This is a genomic window from Flavobacterium sp. SH_e, assembly GCF_025717045.1.
GTDB lineage: Bacteria > Bacteroidota > Bacteroidia > Flavobacteriales > Flavobacteriaceae > Flavobacterium.
On record NZ_JAOVZN010000005.1, the window covers coordinates 157,769 to 177,589 of the forward strand.

Here is a 19,821-nt window from a genome sequence, read left to right on the forward strand (position 1 = left end):
GAATTTTAAAAACTTATTCCACAATATTTGAAGTTGTAACATAGAAATTTTTATCAACTTCCAATTTTCTATCTTCGTTCTCAGTTTTAACCGATTGCCAATCTGTTGTTGGTTTTAACCAAGTTTCTATTCCGTTAATTTTCACTTTTATAGGCATATCAAACTTAGAAACACAATTGGTCCAATGATATCCTAAAGTTCCATTTTTAAACATATACTCAAAAACCGGAACTTTTGTTGTTGTTAAATATTGCGCATATACTCTGTTAAAGTTAACTCCTGACTGTTCATTGATATAATCTTCAATTTGTTTCGAAGTAACTGTTTGATGATAAAAAGTCTTATTTAAACCTCTCAAAATCGATTTCCATTTCGCATCGTCATTCACAATCTGGCGAATTGTATGCAACATATTAGCTCCTTTCGGATACATATCTCCAGAACCTTCATTGTTCACGTCATAATGCCCAATAATCGGTTTATCGTTTTCAATATTATTTCTGCATCCAATTACATATTCAGCCGCCGCTTCTTTACCATAATAATACTCAATAAAAAGGCTTTCAGAATAATTAGTGAAACTCTCATGAATCCACATATCAGCGATGTCTTTGTATGTGATGTTATTAGCAAACCATTCGTGCCCTGATTCATGGATAATGATAAAATCAAATTTTAATCCCCATCCAGTTCCACTAAGATCTTTTCCTAAATAACCTTGCTTATACTGATTCCCATAAGTCACAGAACTTTGGTGCTCCATTCCTAAATAAGGCACTTCAACCAACTTGTAACTGTCTTCGTAAAAAGGATAAGGTCCAAACCAGTTTTCAAAAGCTTTCAGCATCTTTGGAGCATCTTTAAAATGTTCTTTGGCCAAATCCAGATTGTCTTTTAAAACATAATAACTGCAATCTAAGTTTCCTTTTTCTCCTTTAAAAACCTCAGTAAAGTTTACATAATCACCAATATTAATATTTACACCATAATTATTGATGGGGTTTGAAACATACCAATTAAATGTTTTTGTGCCGTCTTTTTCCTTTTTTACGCTTTTCAATCTTCCATTAGAAACTTCTGTCAAATCGCCAGGAACATTCACGCTGATTAGCATATTCTCTACTTCATCATACATATGATCTTTACACGGCCACCAAACACTTGCACCTAAACCCTGACAAGATGTAGCAATAAAATCTTTTCCGTTTTTATCTTTTTTCCAAGAAAAACCACCGTCCCATGGTGCTCTAACCGCTTCTTTCGGTTTTCCTTCATAAAAAATTACGATTTCTTTCGTATCTCCTACTTTTTGTTTTTCATTTAAAGTGATAAAAAAAGCATTTCCATCTCTTTCAAACTTCAACTCTTTCCCGTTTTGAGTTACTTTAGTGATGTTCATCGGTTGTTGCAAATCAATCTGCATCCTGTTGTTTTCTGTTAAAACAGTATAACGAACTGTGTTAGTACCCGAAATAAATTTATCAGATGGCTTTACTTTCACATCCAAATGATAGTATTTTAAATCCCACCAAGCTCTTTCTTTTGTAATACTGCCTCGCAATGTATCCTGATGCGTAAAAACAGTTTCTGACTTGTTTAAAAGTCCTTGTGCATTTGCAGTGAAACCAACCAAAAAGGCAATAAAAACGCCACTAAAGTATTTTTTCATTATTTAAAAATTTGTATGAAATAAAGGAATTAAATCAGTTTATTTTTAACAAATGTAAACATTCAGATCAAGAAATTTAAAAATTTATGATCTTGATGATAAAAAAACACCCTTAGTTTTGATTAATCTTCTCTATTTTAGTGGTTTCAAAATATTAGAATTTAAATATGAGATTTGACACCATACTTTCGTCTTTGGTCGTAATAATAACAGCAGCTGTTAATTCGCAAAATATTCCCATTCCAAAAACAAAGAGCAAAATAATCATTGATGGCGATTTATCTGATTGGAAAACTCCATTTTTAGGGCCTTTTGTAATTCATGATTCAGAAAAAAAAGCGACACAAAATACTTTTGTTTCACTTTTGTGGGATAAAAAAAATCTCTACTTAGCTTATAAATGCACAGATTCTAATATTATTGGAAAGACACAAGACAAAGATTCTCAAATTTTTTACACCGATGATTTGGTTGAAATTTTTCTGGATCCAGATGGAGACAGCCATAATTATATTGAAGTTGGAGTAAACGCATTTTCTACAAATTATGATTTGCTTTTAAAATGTATTTCGCCAGAATGCGGAGGATGGAATACTTCGATGGATTTTGATATTAAAGGTATGGAATCTGTAAGCAAAATAAATTCTGATGGCTATACAGTAGAAATCAAAATCCCTTTTTCTAGCCTCAAAAAAATTGAAAATGGCGGATTTAAAAAGCCAAAAATTGGAACAAAATGGAGAGGAAACACTTTTAGAATTGATTACGGTAACACAATTGAATACACTGCCTTACAACCATATAAGAGTTTAAAATTTGGTTTTCATCAACCAGCAGAATTTGCTGTTTTTGAGTTTGCAGAATAGTTTTTAAAGAACTGAAATTGTAGAAATTCAATAACTTTAAAATACTCAGCATTATCAACTAAATAACCAAATGATGAATTAGTAATTTTCATCTCATAAATTTCAAAAATGGATTTATTTCTAACAAAATAGATATTTGCATAAAACCTGTTATTAAAATCTCCACAACATTTGTACGTCTCTAAAAACATACAAATCCCCTTCTTTAAAGCTGTTGGGTTTGAAAAATCTTTCGGAAGAAATATATCTATAAAAGAATTATTATCTACATAAAGTTCTCCTGTACTGTCATTAATTGGATAATAATTGCCATTTGGCAGTTTTTCTAAAAACAAAATTAATCTCTGCCCTGTTTTTAACTCTTTTATTCTAGGATCACAAATCCACTCCTTCCAAATAGCTACATTAATTTTTGAGCTTGATTTTCCCTTTACGAATTCGTTTATCGTAAATTGATATTCATTTTCGGACACTTTAGAGATTTTTCCGTCAACTATCAAAACAGCTTTAGAAATGACAATAGAATAAGGCATGACATTCTTCTTAAAGCCATAGTTTAAAGTCGGAACTAAGAATAAAAGCATGTATACAACTAATCGCATAGCAATATTATTTAGTACTAAAATAATATATCTTTTTGTCATTTCGACCGAAGGGAGAAATCGCACTCGTAAATCGACAAAGACTGAAGATATTCTTTGTGAATTTCTAGTGCGATTTCTCGTTCCTCGAAATGACAAGTTTGTGTTATTTCTGGCGTTTCTTCAAAACTTCAATAACATCATTCAATTGAAAACCTTTAGCTTGTAATAAAATCAAATAATGAAAAAGTAAATCAGCGCTTTCGCTAAGAAATAAATCATCATTATCATCTTTTGCTTCTATAACTACTTCTACAGCTTCTTCTCCTACTTTTTGAGCTATTTTATTGATTCCTTTTTCGAATAAAGAAGCCACATAACTCTGTTCAGAATCAGCATTTTCTCTACGGGTTTTAATTGTATTTTCTAATTGTGAAATAAAACCATAATTCGCATCATTTGGTTCTTGCCAACAGGTATCTGCTCCTGTATGACATGTTGGCCCGACAGGTTTTGCCTGAATTAAAAGCGTATCGCCATCACAGTCATTTTTAATGCTTACCAGATTCAAAAAGTTGCCACTCTCCTCGCCTTTTGTCCAAAGTCTTTGTTTGGAACGACTAAAGAAAGTCACCTTTTGCGTTTCTATTGTTTTTTGAAGCGATTCTTCGTTCATATAACCCAGCATCAGAACATTTTTTGTTTCTGAATCTTGAATTATAGCCGGAATTAATCCGTGTGCGCTTTTTATATCTACCGTCATAATTATTTTAGATTTTAGAATTTAGATATTAGATTGTTTAATTCTGAATTCTTTTATTTTTAGATTAAATCTTGCTTCTTTCTTCTTGACTCTATTTCCTAAAGTCTAACTTCTATATTATTATTTCTTAGTTCTTGTTTCAAAGCTTTGATTTCGATTTCTTTAAAGTGAAAAACACTTGCTGCCAAAGCCGCGTCTGCTTTTCCTTCTTTAAACGAATCTACAAAATGCTGTATGTTTCCAGCTCCTCCCGAAGCAATAATCGGAATATTTACCAATTCTGAAAGTTTAGCCAAAGCTTCGTTTGCAAAACCGTTTTTGGTTCCGTCATTGTCCATCGAAGTGAATAAAATTTCGCCTGCCCCGCGTTCTGCCACTTCAACAGCCCAATCGAATAGATTTAATTCAGTTGGCACTTTTCCACCAACTAAATGCACAATCCACTGTCCGTCAATTTGTTTCGCATCGATTGCAACAACAACACATTGACTTCCGAATTTCTGAGCCAAATCATTAATCAATTGCGGATTTTTTACTGCCGACGAATTAATCGAAACTTTATCAGCTCCATTATTTAGCAGAATATCAACATCTTCAACAGATGAAATTCCACCTCCAACTGTAAACGGAATATTAATTTTTTCTGCCACGCTACGTACCATATTTACAAGCGTTTTACGTCTTTCTTCAGTTGCAGAAATGTCCAGAAAAACCAATTCGTCTGCGCCTTCAGCCGAGTAAATCTCAGCCAATTCTACAGGATCTCCCGCATCGCGCAAATCAACGAAATTAACACCTTTTACAGTTCTTCCGTTTTTTATATCTAAGCAAGGTATTATTCTTTTTGCTAACATTTATCTAATGTATTAATTAGAGAATTAGTCAATTAGATAATTACTTCACATACTTTGTAAATTATCTAATTATCAAATTTTCTCATTTTCTAATTATAAAATCCTCAAGTTGTTTCAAAGTAATTCTTCCCTCGTAAATCGCTTTTCCGATGATTGTTCCTTCACAACCTAATTCAGCTAATTTTGGTAATTCATCGAAAGTTGAAATTCCTCCTGAAGCGATTAATTTGATTCCTTTTGCTTCCGCTAAAATTTTGGCATACAAATCAAAACTCGGGCCTTGAAGCATTCCGTCTTTTGCAATATCCGTGCAAATAACATAATCAATTCCTTTTGATTGATAATCTTGTATAAACGGAACTAAATCTTCATTTGATTCTTCTAACCATCCAGAAACCGCAATTTTTTCATCTTTTGCATCAGCGCCTAAAATGATTTTTTCTGAACCATATTCTGAAATCCATTTTTCGAAAATGGCTCTGTTTTTGACCGCAATACTTCCGCCTGTAATTTGGTTTGCACCGCTTTCAAAAGCAATCCTCAAATCATCATCCGATTTTAATCCTCCTCCAAAATCAATTTTTAAGCTTGTTTGTGTTGCAATTTGTTCTAGTATCTTATAATTGACAATTTTACTTGATTTTGCTCCATCAAGATCCACTAAATGCAGATATTCAATTCCGTGTGCTTCAAATGATTTCGCCACTTCAAGCGGGTTCTCATTATAAATTATTTTGGTATCATAATCACCTTTGGATAAACGAACGCATTTTCCTTCAATGATATCTATGGCTGGTATTATTCTCATTTGATTTTAGATTGTAGATTAACGATTTTAGATTCTAAAAATTGAAATTGATATTTTGATTGTTATTGATTTTTGATATTTCAAATTGGAATTTGGGATTTTATTAATTGGAATTTAACTTTAAAAAGTTTCCAAGTATTTTTTCTCCAACATCCCCACTTTTTTCTGGGTGAAACTGAGTTCCGTAAAAATTATCCTTTTGTAAAGCCGATGCATATTCTACATCATAATTTGTTGTAGCAACAGCATATTCGCAATCTGGCGCGTAAAAACTATGAACCAGATACATGAATTCATTTTCAGAAATACCCTTGAACAAATCGGTCTTTAAATCATAAATCTGATTCCATCCCATTTGTGGCACTTTTACATTGTTTGAAAATTTCAAAACATCAACATCAAAAATCCCTAAACCTTTTGTATTTCCTTCTTCTGTTTTGTTGCACATCAATTGCATTCCTAGACAAATTCCTAAAACGGGTTGCTTCAATTCAGGAATCAAGCTGTCTAAACCACTTTCACGAAGTTTACTCATAGCCGAACTCGCCTCGCCCACGCCAGGAAAAATAACTTTATCAGCCGATTTAATTTCCTCTGGATTATTACTCAAAACAGCCTTAAAACCCAATCTTTCAATAGCAAACATAATGCTCTGAATATTTCCTGCTCCGTAATTTATAATTACTATTTTCATTTGTTTTTTGTTTGTTTTGTTTCAGGTTTCAAGTTTCAAGTTACTCAACAAAACGTGAAACCTGAAACTTGAAACTGAAACAAATTTTTAAAGCATTCCTTTCGTCGAAGGCAAAATCATTTTTTCAGTATCTCTTTTTACGGCTACTTTTATTGCTTTCGCGAAAGCTTTGAAGATTGCTTCAATTTTGTGATGCTCGTTAATTCCTTCTGCTTTTATATTTAAGTTGGCTTTTGCGCCGTCCGTAAATGATTTGAAGAAATGATAAAACATTTCTGTTGGCATTTTTCCAACCATTTCACGTTTGAATTCAGTTTCCCAAATCAGCCAGTTTCTTCCACCAAAATCAATTGCAGCTTGCGCTAAACAATCATCCATGGGAAGGCAGAATCCGTAGCGCTCGATTCCTAGTTTATTTCCTAACGCTTTCGCGAAAACTTCTCCTAAAGCAATAGCCGTATCTTCAATTGTATGATGCTCATCAACTTCTAAATCACCTTTTACAAGTATTTCTAAGTCCATCTGACCGTGACGTGAGATTTGGTCTAACATGTGATCAAAAAAAGCAATTCCGGTGTCGATTTTGCTTTTTCCTGTTCCGTCAAGATTTAGATTGATGTAAATATCTGTTTCGTTTGTTTTTCTTGTGATTGATGCTGAACGCGCTTCTAGTTTTAAAAACTCATAGATTTTCTTCCAATCCATTGTTTGTAAAACGATTGTTTCGCTCAATTCTTCACGTTTTGCCGAAATTTCATTGTTTCCTGCTCCGTCTGTATCGTTCATAAAAATGGCTTTAGCTCCTAAGTTTTTAGCCAATTCTACATCTGTTAAACGATCGCCTAAAACAAAAGAATTTTCTAAATCATATTCTGGATTATTCAAATATTTAGTCAGCATTCCAGTTCTTGGTTTGCGTGTTGGCGCATTTTCTTCTGGAAAAGTTCTATCTATAAAAATTTCGTCAAAAACAACTCCTTCGTTTTCAAAGGCTTTTAGAATAAAATTCTGCGTTGGCCAAAACGTATTTTCAGGAAAACTGTCTGTTCCCAGTCCGTCCTGATTAGTTACCATTGCTAATTCGTAATCCAATTCGTTGGCAATTTTAGCCAAATATTGAAAGGCTTTCGGATAAAATTCCAGCTTCTCCAAACTGTCTAATTGGTAATTTTCTGGTTCTAAAACAATCGTTCCGTCACGATCGATAAAAAGTACTTTTTTCATGTTTTATAGTTTGAGACCTAACAGGTTTTAAAAACCTGTTAGGTCTGTCATAGTTTATAACAATTTCAATTCTCTAATTACAACCGCGTTTTCTTCTTTTGTTCCAATTGTAAAACGAAGACAGTTTTCGCATAAAGGTTGTGTAGTTCTATTACGAATAACGATTCCTTTTTCGATTAACTGATCGTATCTTTTATTCGCGTCATCCACTTTTGCTAAAATAAAATTGGCTTCTGTTGGATAAACTTTTTCGACAAAACTCACTTCAAGCAATACTTTAAGTAATTCTTCTCTTTGTTCAATAATAGAAGCTATTTCTTGTTTTATTTTATCAGAATCTTTTAGTCGCTCAATTGCTCTTTGCTGTGTTAATTCGTTTACGTTATAAGGCGGTTTGATTTTATTTAAAATTGAAATTACAGCTTCAGATGCATAACAAACTCCTAAACGAATTCCAGCCAAACCATAAGCTTTAGAAAGTGTTTGTGTAATAACTAAATTTGGATACCCATCAATTTCTGCCAGCCAACTTTCTTTATCTGAAAAATCAATATAAGCTTCATCAATTACAACTAAACCTTTAAAATTCTGAAGTAATTTTACCACGCTTTCATCTGAAAATGAATTTCCAGTTGGATTATTTGGCGAACATAAAAAGATGATTTTTGTATTCTCGTCAACCGCTTCTAGAATCTTTTCAACTTGTGGCTGAAAATCTATCGATAGGAGGATTTCCCTATTTTGTACCGCATTAATATTCGCTAAAACACCGTACATTCCGTATGTTGGTGGAAGCGAAATAATATTGTCTTTATTAGGTTCGCAGAAAGCTCTGAAAAGTAAATCTAAAACTTCATCACTTCCGTTTCCTAGCAAAATCTGATTTTGTTTTACTAAATTATTCTTAGCCAAAATAGCTTTAACCGAATTCTGTTGCGGATCTGGATAACGATTCACTCCATTTTGAAACGGATTTTCATTGGCATCCAAAAAAATCATATCTGCTGTATCAAAATCTTCAAACTCATCTCTTGCAGAAGAATATGGCTTTAAAGATTTCACGTTTTCACGTGTTATAGTATTTATATCGAAAGTATTCATTGTCTTATTTTTTACAATATAGAAAATAGAGTAAAGAGAATAGATTTGTCATTCTAACAAATAAAATTTCTATATTCTTTGTTCTATATTCTTTTCTCTTAAATTTATTCTAAACTCTTCAATCTCAAAGTCACAGCATTTTTATGCGCCTGCAAACCTTCAGCTTCAGCCATTTTTTCAATGGCGCATCCTATGTTCAAAATTCCAGTTTTTGTGATTTTTTGAAATGTCATAGATTTCATAAAACTATCCAAATTTACACCACTGTAATTTTTAGCATAACCATTTGTTGGTAATGTATGATTGGTTCCTGAAGCGTAATCTCCAGCACTTTCTGGTGTATAATTTCCAATAAAAACAGAACCCGCGTTTACGATTCCGTTACAGTAGAAATCATCATATTCTGAACAGATTATAAAGTGCTCTGGCCCATATTCATTGATTAAATCCAAAGCAATCTGATCGTTTTCAACATAAATTAATTTTGAATTTTCGATTGCTTTCTCTGCGATTGCTTTTCTTGGAAGCACTTCTAATTGTGACTGAACTTCTTTTTCAACTTCATCAATTAGTTTTTTTGAAGTCGAAACCAAAATCACCTGACTATCTGTTCCGTGTTCTGCTTGAGATAATAAATCTGAAGCAACAAAAGCTGGAACTGCTGTATCATCAGCCACAATTAATAATTCTGAAGGTCCTGCAGGCATATCTATTGCAACTCCAAATTGTGTTGCCAATTGTTTTGCTACTGTTACAAACTGATTTCCAGGTCCGAAAATTTTATATACTTTAGGAATTGATTGCGTTCCGAAAGTCATTCCAGCAATCGCTTGAATTCCGCCTACTTTTAGAATTTTAGTTACACCACATAAATTTGCTGCATATAAAATTGCGGGATTAATTTTTCCTTTTTTATCTGGAGGAGAACATAATACAACTTCTTTACTGCCCGCAATTTCAGCTGGAACTGCCAACATTAAAACAGTAGAAAATAAAGGAGCTGTTCCTCCCGGAATGTATAATCCAATTTTCTGAATTGGTCTTTTTTCCTGCCAGCAATTCACTCCTTCAATTGTTTCAACTTCAACTCTGTCTGTTTTTTGAGCGTTGTGGAACTTATAAATATTGTTTTTTGCTAATTCAATAGCTTCTTTTAATTCACTTGGAATCAAACTAATCGCTTCATTGATCTCCTCTTGAGAAACTTGATAATTACCTAATGAAATTCCGTCAAAAATAGAAGTATATTTAGCTACAGCTTCATCTCCTTTTCTTTGAACTTCTTTGAAGATTTCTTTTACCGTAACTTCAATATCGTCAACAGTTTGAGTCGGTCTTTTTAATATTTCTGACCAGGTTTCTGGTTTTGGATTGTCTATTTTATTCATTATTTTTTTCGCTTTAAGCTTTAAGCTCTAGGCTATAAGCTAATTAACTTTGTATTTTTTTTAGGCATAAAGCTTAAGGCTTACTGCCTAAAGCAGGCGAAGTCCTAAAGAACCATTTTTTCAATTGGGCAAACAAGAATTCCCTCTGCTCCTACTTCTTTCAATTGATCGATTACGTCCCAAAAAGTATCTTTATCAATCACAGAGTGAACACTGCTCCAACCTTCTTGTGCCAACGGAAGAACCGTTAAACTTCTCAAAACTGGAAGAATTTTTCCAACAGCTTCGATTTTATCATTTGGAACGTTCATTAGAATATATTTTGAATTTCTAGCTCTTAAAACTGCTTGAATTCTGAATTTTAAAGTATCAATGTGTTTTTGGATTTCTGGAGAAACTTTTGGAGAAACTGCTAAAACAGCTTCACTTTTCAAAATAACTTCAACCTCTTTTAAGTTGTTTTTGAATAAGGTGCTTCCGCTTGAAACAATATCTACAATCGCATCTGCAAGACCAATATTTGGAGCAATTTCAACAGAACCAGAAATTTGGTGAATGTCGACAGTTAAACCAAATTTACTGAAATATTCGTTAACAGTGTTTGGATATGAAGTTGCAACACGAAGATTGGCTAAATCTTGAACTGAATTGTATTCGAATGTTTTAGGGACAGCTACAGAAACTTTACATTTTGAGAATCCCAATTTTTGAACTACTTCAATTCCTTTTCCTTTTTCTACCAAAAGATTGTCGCCAACGATTGCTAAGTCTACAACTCCATCAATTAGATATTGCGGAATATCAGAATTTCTCAAGTATAAAACTTCAAGAGGAAAATTTGAAGCTTCAGCTTTTAATTGGTCGATTCCATTGTTGATTGAAATACCGCAGTCTTTTAGAATTTGAATGCTGTCTTCGTTTAAACGACCAGATTTTTGAATTGCAATTTTTAAAGTACTCATTTTTTAGTTGTTTGTTTGGATTAATAGTTTGAGTACAAAGAGAGTTAGAATTAAAAAACCCGTTTGATGTACTCAAACGGGTTTTAAAATATGATGATTTACATGCATACCATTAACACATCGCTTGAGAGCAATAATGTAAATGATGATGATGTAATTGAATTGAAATCATGATTTGTTTTGTTTTTTACTTCTTTGATTCGGTTGCAAATATACTAGATAAAATAATTAAAAAGCAATTTTTATTTTAACTTAACGGTAGTTTATTGTTAAAAAATGTTTTAGACAGCATTTTAGTTAATGATTTTAAAATTGCTTTAACGAATTATTATATTCTTCAAAAACCAGTAATACTTTGGTTCCTTTTCCGATTTCACTTTCAATTTTAAATTTAATTTGAAGCAGATCTGTCATTCTTTTTACAATAAATAGACCAAGTCCAGTTCCTTTAATTTCAGAATGATTTAACGAATCTGATCTAAAAAACGGATTCAAAATAGACTCTAAATCTTTCTTTGCAATTCCAATTCCTTGATCTGAAATATTGCATATGATTTTATCATTTTCTCTCGATAATGAGATTTTAACTTCACTATCAGGCTTTGAATATTTTATGGCATTTGAAATTATATTTCGAAGAATCGTTACCGCCAAATAATTATCAGAATAAATATAAAACTCTTCCGGAGAATTTAAAATTACGTTTATTTTTTCTGCTTTAATTTTCTCTGCATTTAATTTGAGAACATCTAAAATTACTGCATTTAGATAAACATTTTCTTTAAGAATATTCTGTTTCTGATTCTCAAATCTAGCCATCATAAGCAGTTGATCTACGAGAGAATTTAGGTGGTCTACTTCATTAATACAATAGTTTATTTTTTCTTCGTATTCCTTACTATCTCTAGGTTTACGGACAAGTACTTCAAGTGTTCCTTTAATAACTGTAAGTGGCGTCCTTAACTCATGCGAAGCATCAGAAGTAAACTGTTTTTCACGTTCAATTGCGTCTTCAATTCGGTTCAATAAATTGTTGATTGTTTTAGAAAGTGTGAACAATTCGTCTCTTGTTTTTGGCAAAGGAATTCTTGCTTTAAGATTGTCTTTTGTAATGATCTTAGAGGTTTGAATAATATTATTTATCGGTTTAATACTTCGTCCCGCATAAAATCTCGCAAGAAAAAAAAGAATCAATAGAATGATTGGAAAAGTAATCAGTAAAGTATCCATCAGATTATCCAAAACCTTTGAAGAATCAGACAATGACATGGCAATAATCAAATAACCCACTTTTTTTGATTTTATTTGAAGTGGAACTTGAATCTGACGAATTTTACTACCCAATAATTTACTATCAAAAGGATGAAAAAGCACTTTGCTTTCATGAAAAACAAGTTTTTCATTTTTTAAATTCGGCGATTTTTCAATAATTTTTTTGTTCAAATCCAAAAACTGAACAAAAATAGGGTTTACATCGACTGAATTGTGTTCTCTTTCCTCCCACTCTTCAGCATCCATAAAAACTATAGCGCCTTTTTCTATTCTTAATTCTTTAAAATGATCCTGAACTTCGATGTTTAGATTTTCATCGATATGATTGTAAACTGTCAGTTTTACAATAAAATAAATAGCTGAAAAGACTGCTAAAACCAACAGCCCAGTTCCTACAATATAATTTAATGCTATTCTATTTCTAAAAGATAATGATGTCATTTTATTAATCATTGGCGATATATCCAATGCCGCGGATGGTTTTTATGTAATCTTCTTCAATTTTTAGGTTTAGTTTTTTACGAATTGCATTCATAAAAACATCTATAACACCTGTATCATATTCAAAATTGATTTCCCAGACATCTCTCAAAATCTGATTTCTAGTACAAACTTTTCCTTTATTCTGAATCAAATAAGCTAATAACTCAAACTCTCGCTGCGTTAACGAAATTTCCTCCATACCTTTTAAAACAATATGCTTAGACAAATCCATTGTTATGTTTCCAAGCGTCAAACTCTCTGTTTGCTTCTTATTTCTAAAGTGCACCTTAATACGCTCAACCAATTCTTCAAAACTGAAAGGCTTTTTGATATAATCGTTTGCGCCAGCTTTCAGACCTTCTATAGTTTCTTGAACGGTATCTTTTGCTGTCAAAAAAATGATGGGAGTATCTTGATCTTTAATTCTAATGGCTTTACACAAATCAAGTCCGTTGATTTTTGGCAGCATCCAATCTAAAAGAATCAAGTCGAATTTCTGCTCTTGAACCAACTCAAAGCCTTTAGAACCATCAGCTGCAGTTGTTATTTGATAACCTTCTTCCTGTAAACCTTGTTTTAGAAATTGGACAATTCCTATTTCGTCTTCTACTATTAAAATATGCATTTATCGTATTTAATTAAGATTCGCATTCGATTTTACAATTCAAAGATAGAGAATTTCACTCTCAGAAATAAGCCTAATTATCAAGAAATGAAGAGAACCAGCATCTTAAGCAAACTTTAAGTTAACGTTAAGTAAGGTAAAAGTTGAACTTAATCTGGCGTTAATCATTCGAAAGTAATTTTGTATAAAAATAAAACTTATGGATTTTTATAAAAAACTTTCACCTTTTTACACTCTTACAATATTCTATTTTATTGTGAGTTTCATACTTAGAATAGTTTTACTGTTTCATCCAATTACACAAAGTTCGTTTACATTTGCTGAAAGCTTGAAAATCTTTTCATTAGGTTTAGCATCTGACTTTTTTGTCTTTGTTTTAGCTTCAGTTTTTTTGTGGCTTTATCTTATTTTTATTTCAAATTCTAAATACAACAAACCTTACGGATACATTATTTTGGGAGGTTTCGTCGCGCTTTTAATTTATACAGCTTCTGGAAAAAGTGTTTTTGATGAATATGGTGGCGCTTTACCAAGAATTGTTATGATTTTTGTTGCTATAAAAACACTTTTATTTTCCCTTTTTCTTTTCTTGCCAAGGCATCGAGATAAAATCAGATTTTGGCTTTTTGCCTTTGTGATTTTTTTATACGTTTTATTAATTCTTCAAAATGGAATAAGTGAATTTTTCTTCTGGAATGAATTTGGTGTAAAATACAATTTTATTGCTGTCAACTATTTGATTTACACTAACGAAGTAATTGGAAATATTATGCAGTCTTATCCGGTAGTCCCTATTTTCTCTGCCTTGTTTATTATAACTGGAATTATTACGTTTCTCATTATAAAAAAATCAAGAAACTATATTGACGAGATTCCTAGTTTCAATGAAAAATTAAAAATTACAGCTATTTACACCGTTTTATTTGTTTTTTCTTTATTGGCTGTTCCGAGTTTAGCAAAAACGGAAAACTCTAAAAATGTATTTGTAAATGAATTACAGTCTAATGGTATTTACAAGTTCTATTTGGCTTTTCAGAATAACAAATTAGATTATTTTAAATTCTACAAAACCATTCCAAACGAAAAAGCCTTTGCAATATTAAAACAAGAAATACCTACTATTTCAGGAAAAAGCACTTTGCGTGAAATAAAAGAAGATTCGCTGGAACAACACAAAAATGTGGTTTTAATTACAATTGAAAGCTTAAGTGCTGATTTCATGAAAATGTACGGAAACGAACAAAATATTACACCTTTTTTAGATAGTCTTGCACAAAAAAGCTTACTCTTTACAAATGTATATGCGGCTGGAAACAGAACTGTGCGTGGTCTAGAAGCAGTTACTTTGTGCCTTCCCCCAACTGCTGGAGAAAGTGTTGTAAAAAGAGAAGATAACAAAAATAAATTTTCGACTGGATCTGTTTTTCTTCAAAAAGGTTACAATGTAAAATTCATGTATGGGGGTGATGCTTTTTTTGATAACATGCAAGATTTTTATTCTGGAAATGGATATCAAATTATTGATAAATCAAGCTTTGCTGAAAACGAAGTGACTTTTTCTAATGTATGGGGAGTGTGTGACGAAGATATGTACAATAAAGCGATCAAAATCATGAATCTTGAGGCAAATCAAAACAAGCCTTTCTTCAACCATATTATGACCGTGAGTAATCACAGACCTTTTACATATCCGAATAATAAAATTGATATTCCTGGAAATATCAAATCTCGCGACGGAGGTGTAAAATATACCGATTACGCTTTAAGCCAATTCTTTAAGCAAGCTAAAAAACAGCCTTGGTTCAAGAATACAGTTTTTGTAATTATTGCGGATCATTGCGCTTCGAGCGCGGGAAAAACTGAGCTTCCTGTAGATAAATATAGAATTCCAGCTCTAATTTATATTCCAAATGCGAAGCCTGAAAAATTTAATAAATTGATGTCTCAAATTGACGTTATGCCAACATTATTTGGATTACTTAATTTTGATTACGAAAGTAAATTCTTTGGCCGTGATGTTTTCAAACCAGATTACCAGCCTAGAGCTTTTATTGCAACTTATCAGGATTTAGGTTTAATAAAAGATAATGTTTTAACGATTCTTTCTCCAAAACAGCAAATCAAGCAGTTTCAATTAAAACTTAATGAGAAAGCTGGAATTTCTCCTGAATTTCAAATACATTATGATGAAATTCCGCTGAAAGCTGAAAACAAAAATTTAGCCAATGAAACCATTTCATACTATCAGTCAGCTTCTTATGTATTGAAAGAAAAAGAATATCAGTTTAAAGATTTAGCAGCTAAGAATAAAAAACTATATGCCAATGTTCATAATTAATTGATTACAATCATTAAAAAAGCCTCAAATCTTTACGATTTGAGGCTTTTTCTAAGATTTCAAAAACTAATTTGAAACATTAAACTTATGCAAACTTGAAACGAATTTTTAGTCGTTTTGATTTTTCATTCCAAATAAATCTCCTCTTTGAAACAATTTTAAATCGTCTTGTAAAAATTGATAGTTTCTTTGAGTTACTGCCGGCGCATCTAAATCGCTCAAGTCTGGCTTTCCAGCGTTTATCCAGGCAGTATACCAAAAACTTGCAGTAGCTGCAATCGCCTTTCTCATTTGGCTTTCAACCATTCCGTTTAATTGTTCGTGCAGTTTTTTAGCATATTCCTCAGAGAAAACAGCTGTGTTGTATCTAGTTTTCAATACATTCCCTTCTGCATCCATTTTAAATACTTTGTCTTGCGGAGTTGCAGTTCTCAATTTTTTATCAATATCCAATAAGGGTTGCGCTAAACTGTGAGTATCATTGATCAAGTCCCAAATTGCTTTATGAACGTCCGGATAATACTGCGCCTCAGGAACGTTTAATTTGTAATTTTTAACAAATAATTCAGGTAATCTGCTTTCCCAAAGAGAGTGAATTCCTTTTTGATCAGTCAATTGTCCATCATGATTTGCAGAAGTGTGCAATGGCATGTGTGCATCACCAACATAATGTCCTAAATCTGCAGAAAGAAATAAGATTTCGGCTTTATTTTTTTCTTTAAAAGCTTTAGTCAATTTTGCCATCATTTCTTCAAGGTACCAAGGCAAAATTCCATTATCACTTAAGAATTTAGCATCGTATTTTTGTTTTGCCTCTTCTAAAGTTTTGGGATAAGTATCAGCTGCTCCAAAGTTTTCCATATCAAAATAATGTCTAGGGCCTTCTTCTTTATAATTTAAAGCATACTTACGGATATCTGGAACCGAAGCTTCTTGGGTAATAAAATCAATGTGATTATAAAAAAATACCTGTAATTGTTTTGGTAAAGCCATCACAGCAGCTTTGTTAATACGTTCATGGCCTACATTTCCCCATGATAGCATAATAAAGCCAATAATTAATGCACCGAAAGCGATTAATTTTGGTCTCATTTGGATTTTTTTCATTTGTTTTTTTATTAGAGGGAGCAAATTTAGCTTTAATTAAAGAATACGCAAAAAATACTCGAGTAAGATTATACTATTTTAACTTTTTTAGATTTATTGCCCTAAAAGCGACAGAATTACATATTAACAATAATTTTCTTTGTATGTTTGTTTGGTATTAAATCTTAAATATGCGCCAGAGTTTTCTTATTGTAGCCACTTTTTTATCAAGCATTTGTTTTGCACAAGAAACCGAATTAAAACCAAGTAATGTAAACGACACAGTTTTAAATCAAAAAAGAACTTTAAAAATAACTGATCCTTTTAAAGCAAAAAAAGTGATGTGGGAGCTATTTCCTGGTACAGAATATGGAAAACGTGATGGCAGTGGTTTTATAAGCTGGATTTGTAAAACCTGTACTCCAACTGGATATACCGATGTAAACGGTGTCGAAGGCGATCAATTATTTCCCTACACCGAAGGCGTTGCAACAAGACTTCTTGCCAATATTGATTATTCAGATTCAAAAGGAAATCAATTTAAAATACTGGCTTTCAACCATTCTGTTCATGATGAAGACGGATTGCAGACAGGACGTTTTTCTGGCGGTTTATTAGGTTTGGCAAAATTTGCAAAAAATAATAATGTTTGGGAAATGCGATCATTTCAACCTGCTGTTGCTGCATTTGGAGCTTTTGCACAATGCCCAACTCCTAAATTGGTCGAAATTGGAGAAGATCAGTTTGCTTTTACACTGCTTCATGTCAATGGTGGTGCGGGAGGTCCTTTCGAAGGCTGGCTTTATTTAGTAGCTGGTTTTGGTGGCAAATATCAACCTATTCTTGAAGTTGACAATTATCAGCTTACAAATGTTCAAAGCATTAAATGGACTGGTTCTTATACAGTTGTGAATGATAACATTAAAAAGCATTTTAGAGATATTATCGTTAAAACAACGGGATCTTTTAATAAAGCATTAAAGGCGCAAGATGAATTTGAAACCAATGTTCCGGAAGAAATTGCGACAATGGCCAAAACAAAAAAATCATTTAATTTTGAGATTGAAAGACGCTATTCATTCAAAGGAAAATTGTATAAAATGATTGATAAACCAATGGTGAAATTTTCAAACGTAAAATAGATTTAACTTAAATAAAGGATTGATACTAAAGCCAAAACTGCGATAAAAATCCAAAGAAAAATTCCCTGAAACAAAGGCTTTACTCCTACCGTTTTTAAAGTCGCAAAATTTAACGTTGCCCCAATTAAAAACAAAGTGATGGTTAAACCGATTTTTGCAATTCCAACAATGTGCGCTGTAAAAATTGCTGTTGATGAAAAATAAGTATTTATAAGCATTGCAACAATAAACAAACCAATAAAATAAGGAATTTTAATCTTTGTCCCGACGCTTCGGGATTGTCTTTTAAAGAAAAAAGCAGTCAAGATCGAAATAGGAATAATCCATAAAGCTCTTGCTAATTTTACAGTTGTAGCAACTTGTAGTGCTTCTGCACCATATTTGTTTGCTGCGCCAACAACTGAACTTGTGTCATGAATCGCGATTGCACACCAAAGGCCAAAATCTTTTTGAGATAAATCCAATTGATGTCCGATAAACGGAAAAACAAATAAGGCAATTGAATTTAATATAAAAATAACCCCTAAAGCAATTGAAGTCTGATTTTCATTTGACTTGATAACTGGCGAAATAGCTGCGATCGCACTTCCTCCGCAAATAGCTGTTCCACAAGAAATTAGATGAGACGTTTTTCTTTCTGTTTTAAGCCATTTCCCCAACAAAAATCCGAAAATTAAAGTAGTGAATATTGAAAAAACAGTTAGCAAAAAACCTTCTTTCCCTGCTGAAACTGCACTAGTAGCGTTCATTCCGAATCCTAAACCAACAACCGAAAACTGCAATAAAAATGTAATGGCTTTATGATTGAATTCCAAAAATGGATTTCCGAAAAGATTCACAATTAAAACTCCTAATAAAAGCGCAATTGGTGGAGAAATAATCGAAAATAAGCACAAAAGAATCACTGCAAGAAAAAGTACTTGCTGTAAGGATTGATTGATTTCAAATAATTGTGCTGTTGTTTCTTGTTTTGTTTTCAAAATTATGACAATTGATATTTACTTTGCAAAGTTCTATTGTTTCTATCTAAATTGCCAATCGTAAATTGCAATCGACTATAACTTCAAGTTATAATGATTACCTAGATTTTGAATGAATAACTCAGATAAAGAATCTGATTTTCCTTGTAAGGTTATAATGTAAAAATATCTTTCTATAGATAACTTCTCTACATCTAAAACAATCAATTCATTGTTTTTCAATTCTTTATTTACCGCATGAATAGACATAAAAGCAAAGCAATCTGAGTTCAGCAAATATGATTTTATACTTTCAGTACTTCCTAACTGCATTTCGATTTGTAGATCGTTAAATTTTAAACCCGCTTTTTTCAAAGCAAATTCTATAACTTCAAGTGTTCCAGATCCGCGTTCACGCGTTATGAATTTCATTGATTTTAAATCATTTAATGAAATTTCATTTTGTTTTACGAAAGGATTGTTACTGTTGCAAACCAAAACCAATTCATCTTTTAAAAACGGAATGTATTTTATAGATTGATTTTTAGATTGTCCTTCAACAATCCCGATTTCGATTTCTTTATTGATTAACGCATTTTCGATTTGTTCTGTGTTTCCATTCAGCAAATTGACTTTTATGTCTTTTTGCTTCTGATGAAAACTAGCCAAAACTGGAGAAATAATATATTGCGAAATAGTTGTACTTGCTCCTAACCTAAGCAAACCTTGACGTTCATTATTAAACGAACTCATTTCAAAGTCTATTTCTCGGTAAATATCAAAAATACTTTTAGTATATTTAAGAAGAATTTTTCCTGCTGGGGTTAAAGCAATTTTAGAACCGTTACGTTCAAAGAGCTTGTTCTTATAGGTTTCTTCTAACTCTTGAATGTGTTTAGAAACTGCAGGCTGAGTAATATACAATTCTGTTGCCGCTTTAGTAAAATTAAGGCGGAGTGCAACGGTGTAAAAAACTTTTAGCCTGAAATCCATATTTATTACTGAA

At 32.1% G+C, this 19,821-nt stretch carries 18 protein-coding genes; 3 read left to right on the plus strand and 15 right to left on the minus strand.

Going from position 1 to position 19,821, the window contains the following annotated elements; translation table 11 throughout:
* Positions 1-13: 13 nt before the first annotated feature.
* Positions 14-1,669 carry a M1 family metallopeptidase gene (locus OD917_RS08585; RefSeq protein WP_263523136.1) on the minus strand — a complete coding sequence of 552 codons (1,656 nt, stop codon included), beginning with the start codon at positions 1,667-1,669 and terminating at the stop codon, positions 14-16.
* A 167-nt stretch (positions 1,670-1,836) separates the two neighbouring features.
* On the opposite strand from OD917_RS08585, the gene OD917_RS08590 reads away from it, so the two are divergent.
* Entirely contained in the window at positions 1,837-2,535 is a 699-nt protein-coding gene (locus tag OD917_RS08590) for a carbohydrate-binding family 9-like protein (protein ID WP_263523137.1), read from the plus strand.
* Here OD917_RS08590 and OD917_RS08595 read toward each other — a convergent pair.
* The 11 genes from OD917_RS08595 to OD917_RS08645 all read right to left on the minus strand — a co-directional run bounded on the left by OD917_RS08595 (position 2,496) and on the right by OD917_RS08645 (position 13,290).
* Complete coding sequence (locus OD917_RS08595) at positions 2,496-3,137, minus strand: hypothetical protein (protein ID WP_263523138.1); 642 nt, start codon at positions 3,135-3,137, stop codon at positions 2,496-2,498. The genes OD917_RS08590 and OD917_RS08595 overlap by 40 nt on opposite strands.
* Positions 3,138-3,282: 145 nt before the next feature.
* Positions 3,283-3,879, minus strand: a complete 597-nt coding sequence (gene hisIE / locus OD917_RS08600) for a bifunctional phosphoribosyl-AMP cyclohydrolase/phosphoribosyl-ATP diphosphatase HisIE (protein ID WP_263523139.1) — start codon at positions 3,877-3,879, stop codon at positions 3,283-3,285.
* A 98-nt stretch (positions 3,880-3,977) separates the two neighbouring features.
* Complete coding sequence (gene hisF / locus OD917_RS08605; RefSeq protein WP_263523140.1) at positions 3,978-4,733, minus strand: imidazole glycerol phosphate synthase subunit HisF; 756 nt, start codon at positions 4,731-4,733, stop codon at positions 3,978-3,980.
* 82 nt (positions 4,734-4,815) lie between these two features.
* Positions 4,816-5,541 carry a 1-(5-phosphoribosyl)-5-[(5-phosphoribosylamino)methylideneamino]imidazole-4-carboxamide isomerase gene (gene hisA, locus OD917_RS08610; RefSeq protein ID WP_263523141.1) on the minus strand — a complete coding sequence of 242 codons (726 nt, stop codon included), beginning with the start codon at positions 5,539-5,541 and terminating at the stop codon, positions 4,816-4,818.
* Positions 5,542-5,644: 103 nt separating this feature from the next.
* Positions 5,645-6,235: an imidazole glycerol phosphate synthase subunit HisH gene (gene hisH / locus OD917_RS08615; RefSeq protein ID WP_263523142.1), complete on the minus strand. Its 591-nt coding sequence runs from the start codon at positions 6,233-6,235 to the stop codon at positions 5,645-5,647.
* An 87-nt stretch (positions 6,236-6,322) separates the two neighbouring features.
* Positions 6,323-7,459, minus strand: coding sequence for a bifunctional histidinol-phosphatase/imidazoleglycerol-phosphate dehydratase HisB (hisB, locus tag OD917_RS08620; protein ID WP_263523143.1), 1,137 nt, complete (start codon positions 7,457-7,459; stop codon positions 6,323-6,325).
* A 54-nt stretch (positions 7,460-7,513) separates the two neighbouring features.
* Positions 7,514-8,560: a histidinol-phosphate transaminase gene (gene hisC / locus OD917_RS08625; RefSeq protein ID WP_263523144.1), complete on the minus strand. Its 1,047-nt coding sequence runs from the start codon at positions 8,558-8,560 to the stop codon at positions 7,514-7,516.
* A gap of 104 nt (positions 8,561-8,664) precedes the next feature.
* Entirely contained in the window at positions 8,665-9,948 is a 1,284-nt protein-coding gene (gene hisD / locus OD917_RS08630) for a histidinol dehydrogenase (RefSeq protein ID WP_263523145.1), read from the minus strand.
* A 104-nt stretch (positions 9,949-10,052) separates the two neighbouring features.
* Positions 10,053-10,910 (minus strand): ATP phosphoribosyltransferase, encoded by an 858-nt coding sequence (hisG, locus tag OD917_RS08635; RefSeq protein WP_263523146.1) that lies wholly within the window; start codon positions 10,908-10,910, stop codon positions 10,053-10,055.
* 306 nt (positions 10,911-11,216) lie between these two features.
* Positions 11,217-12,623 carry a sensor histidine kinase gene (locus OD917_RS08640; protein WP_263523147.1) on the minus strand — a complete coding sequence of 469 codons (1,407 nt, stop codon included), beginning with the start codon at positions 12,621-12,623 and terminating at the stop codon, positions 11,217-11,219.
* 4 nt (positions 12,624-12,627) lie between these two features.
* Positions 12,628-13,290: a response regulator transcription factor gene (locus OD917_RS08645; RefSeq protein ID WP_263523148.1), complete on the minus strand. Its 663-nt coding sequence runs from the start codon at positions 13,288-13,290 to the stop codon at positions 12,628-12,630.
* Between the two features lie 199 nt (positions 13,291-13,489).
* Between OD917_RS08645 and OD917_RS08650 the strand changes: the two genes are divergently transcribed.
* Entirely contained in the window at positions 13,490-15,628 is a 2,139-nt protein-coding gene (locus OD917_RS08650; RefSeq protein ID WP_263523149.1) for an LTA synthase family protein, read from the plus strand.
* A 108-nt stretch (positions 15,629-15,736) separates the two neighbouring features.
* Here the strand turns inward: OD917_RS08650 and OD917_RS08655 are convergent, their stop codons facing one another.
* Positions 15,737-16,735 carry a zinc dependent phospholipase C family protein gene (locus OD917_RS08655; protein WP_263523150.1) on the minus strand — a complete coding sequence of 333 codons (999 nt, stop codon included), beginning with the start codon at positions 16,733-16,735 and terminating at the stop codon, positions 15,737-15,739.
* 170 nt (positions 16,736-16,905) lie between these two features.
* Here OD917_RS08655 and OD917_RS08660 point away from each other — a divergent pair, with 170 nt between their 5' ends.
* Complete coding sequence (locus OD917_RS08660) at positions 16,906-17,856, plus strand: hypothetical protein (protein ID WP_263523151.1); 951 nt, start codon at positions 16,906-16,908, stop codon at positions 17,854-17,856.
* 2 nt (positions 17,857-17,858) lie between these two features.
* Here the strand turns inward: OD917_RS08660 and OD917_RS08665 are convergent, their stop codons facing one another.
* Positions 17,859-18,836, minus strand: coding sequence for a YeiH family protein (locus OD917_RS08665; RefSeq protein ID WP_263523152.1), 978 nt, complete (start codon positions 18,834-18,836; stop codon positions 17,859-17,861).
* Positions 18,837-18,911: 75 nt separating this feature from the next.
* Entirely contained in the window at positions 18,912-19,808 is an 897-nt protein-coding gene (locus OD917_RS08670; protein WP_263523153.1) for a LysR family transcriptional regulator, read from the minus strand.
* Between the last annotated feature and the right edge of the window lie 13 nt (positions 19,809-19,821).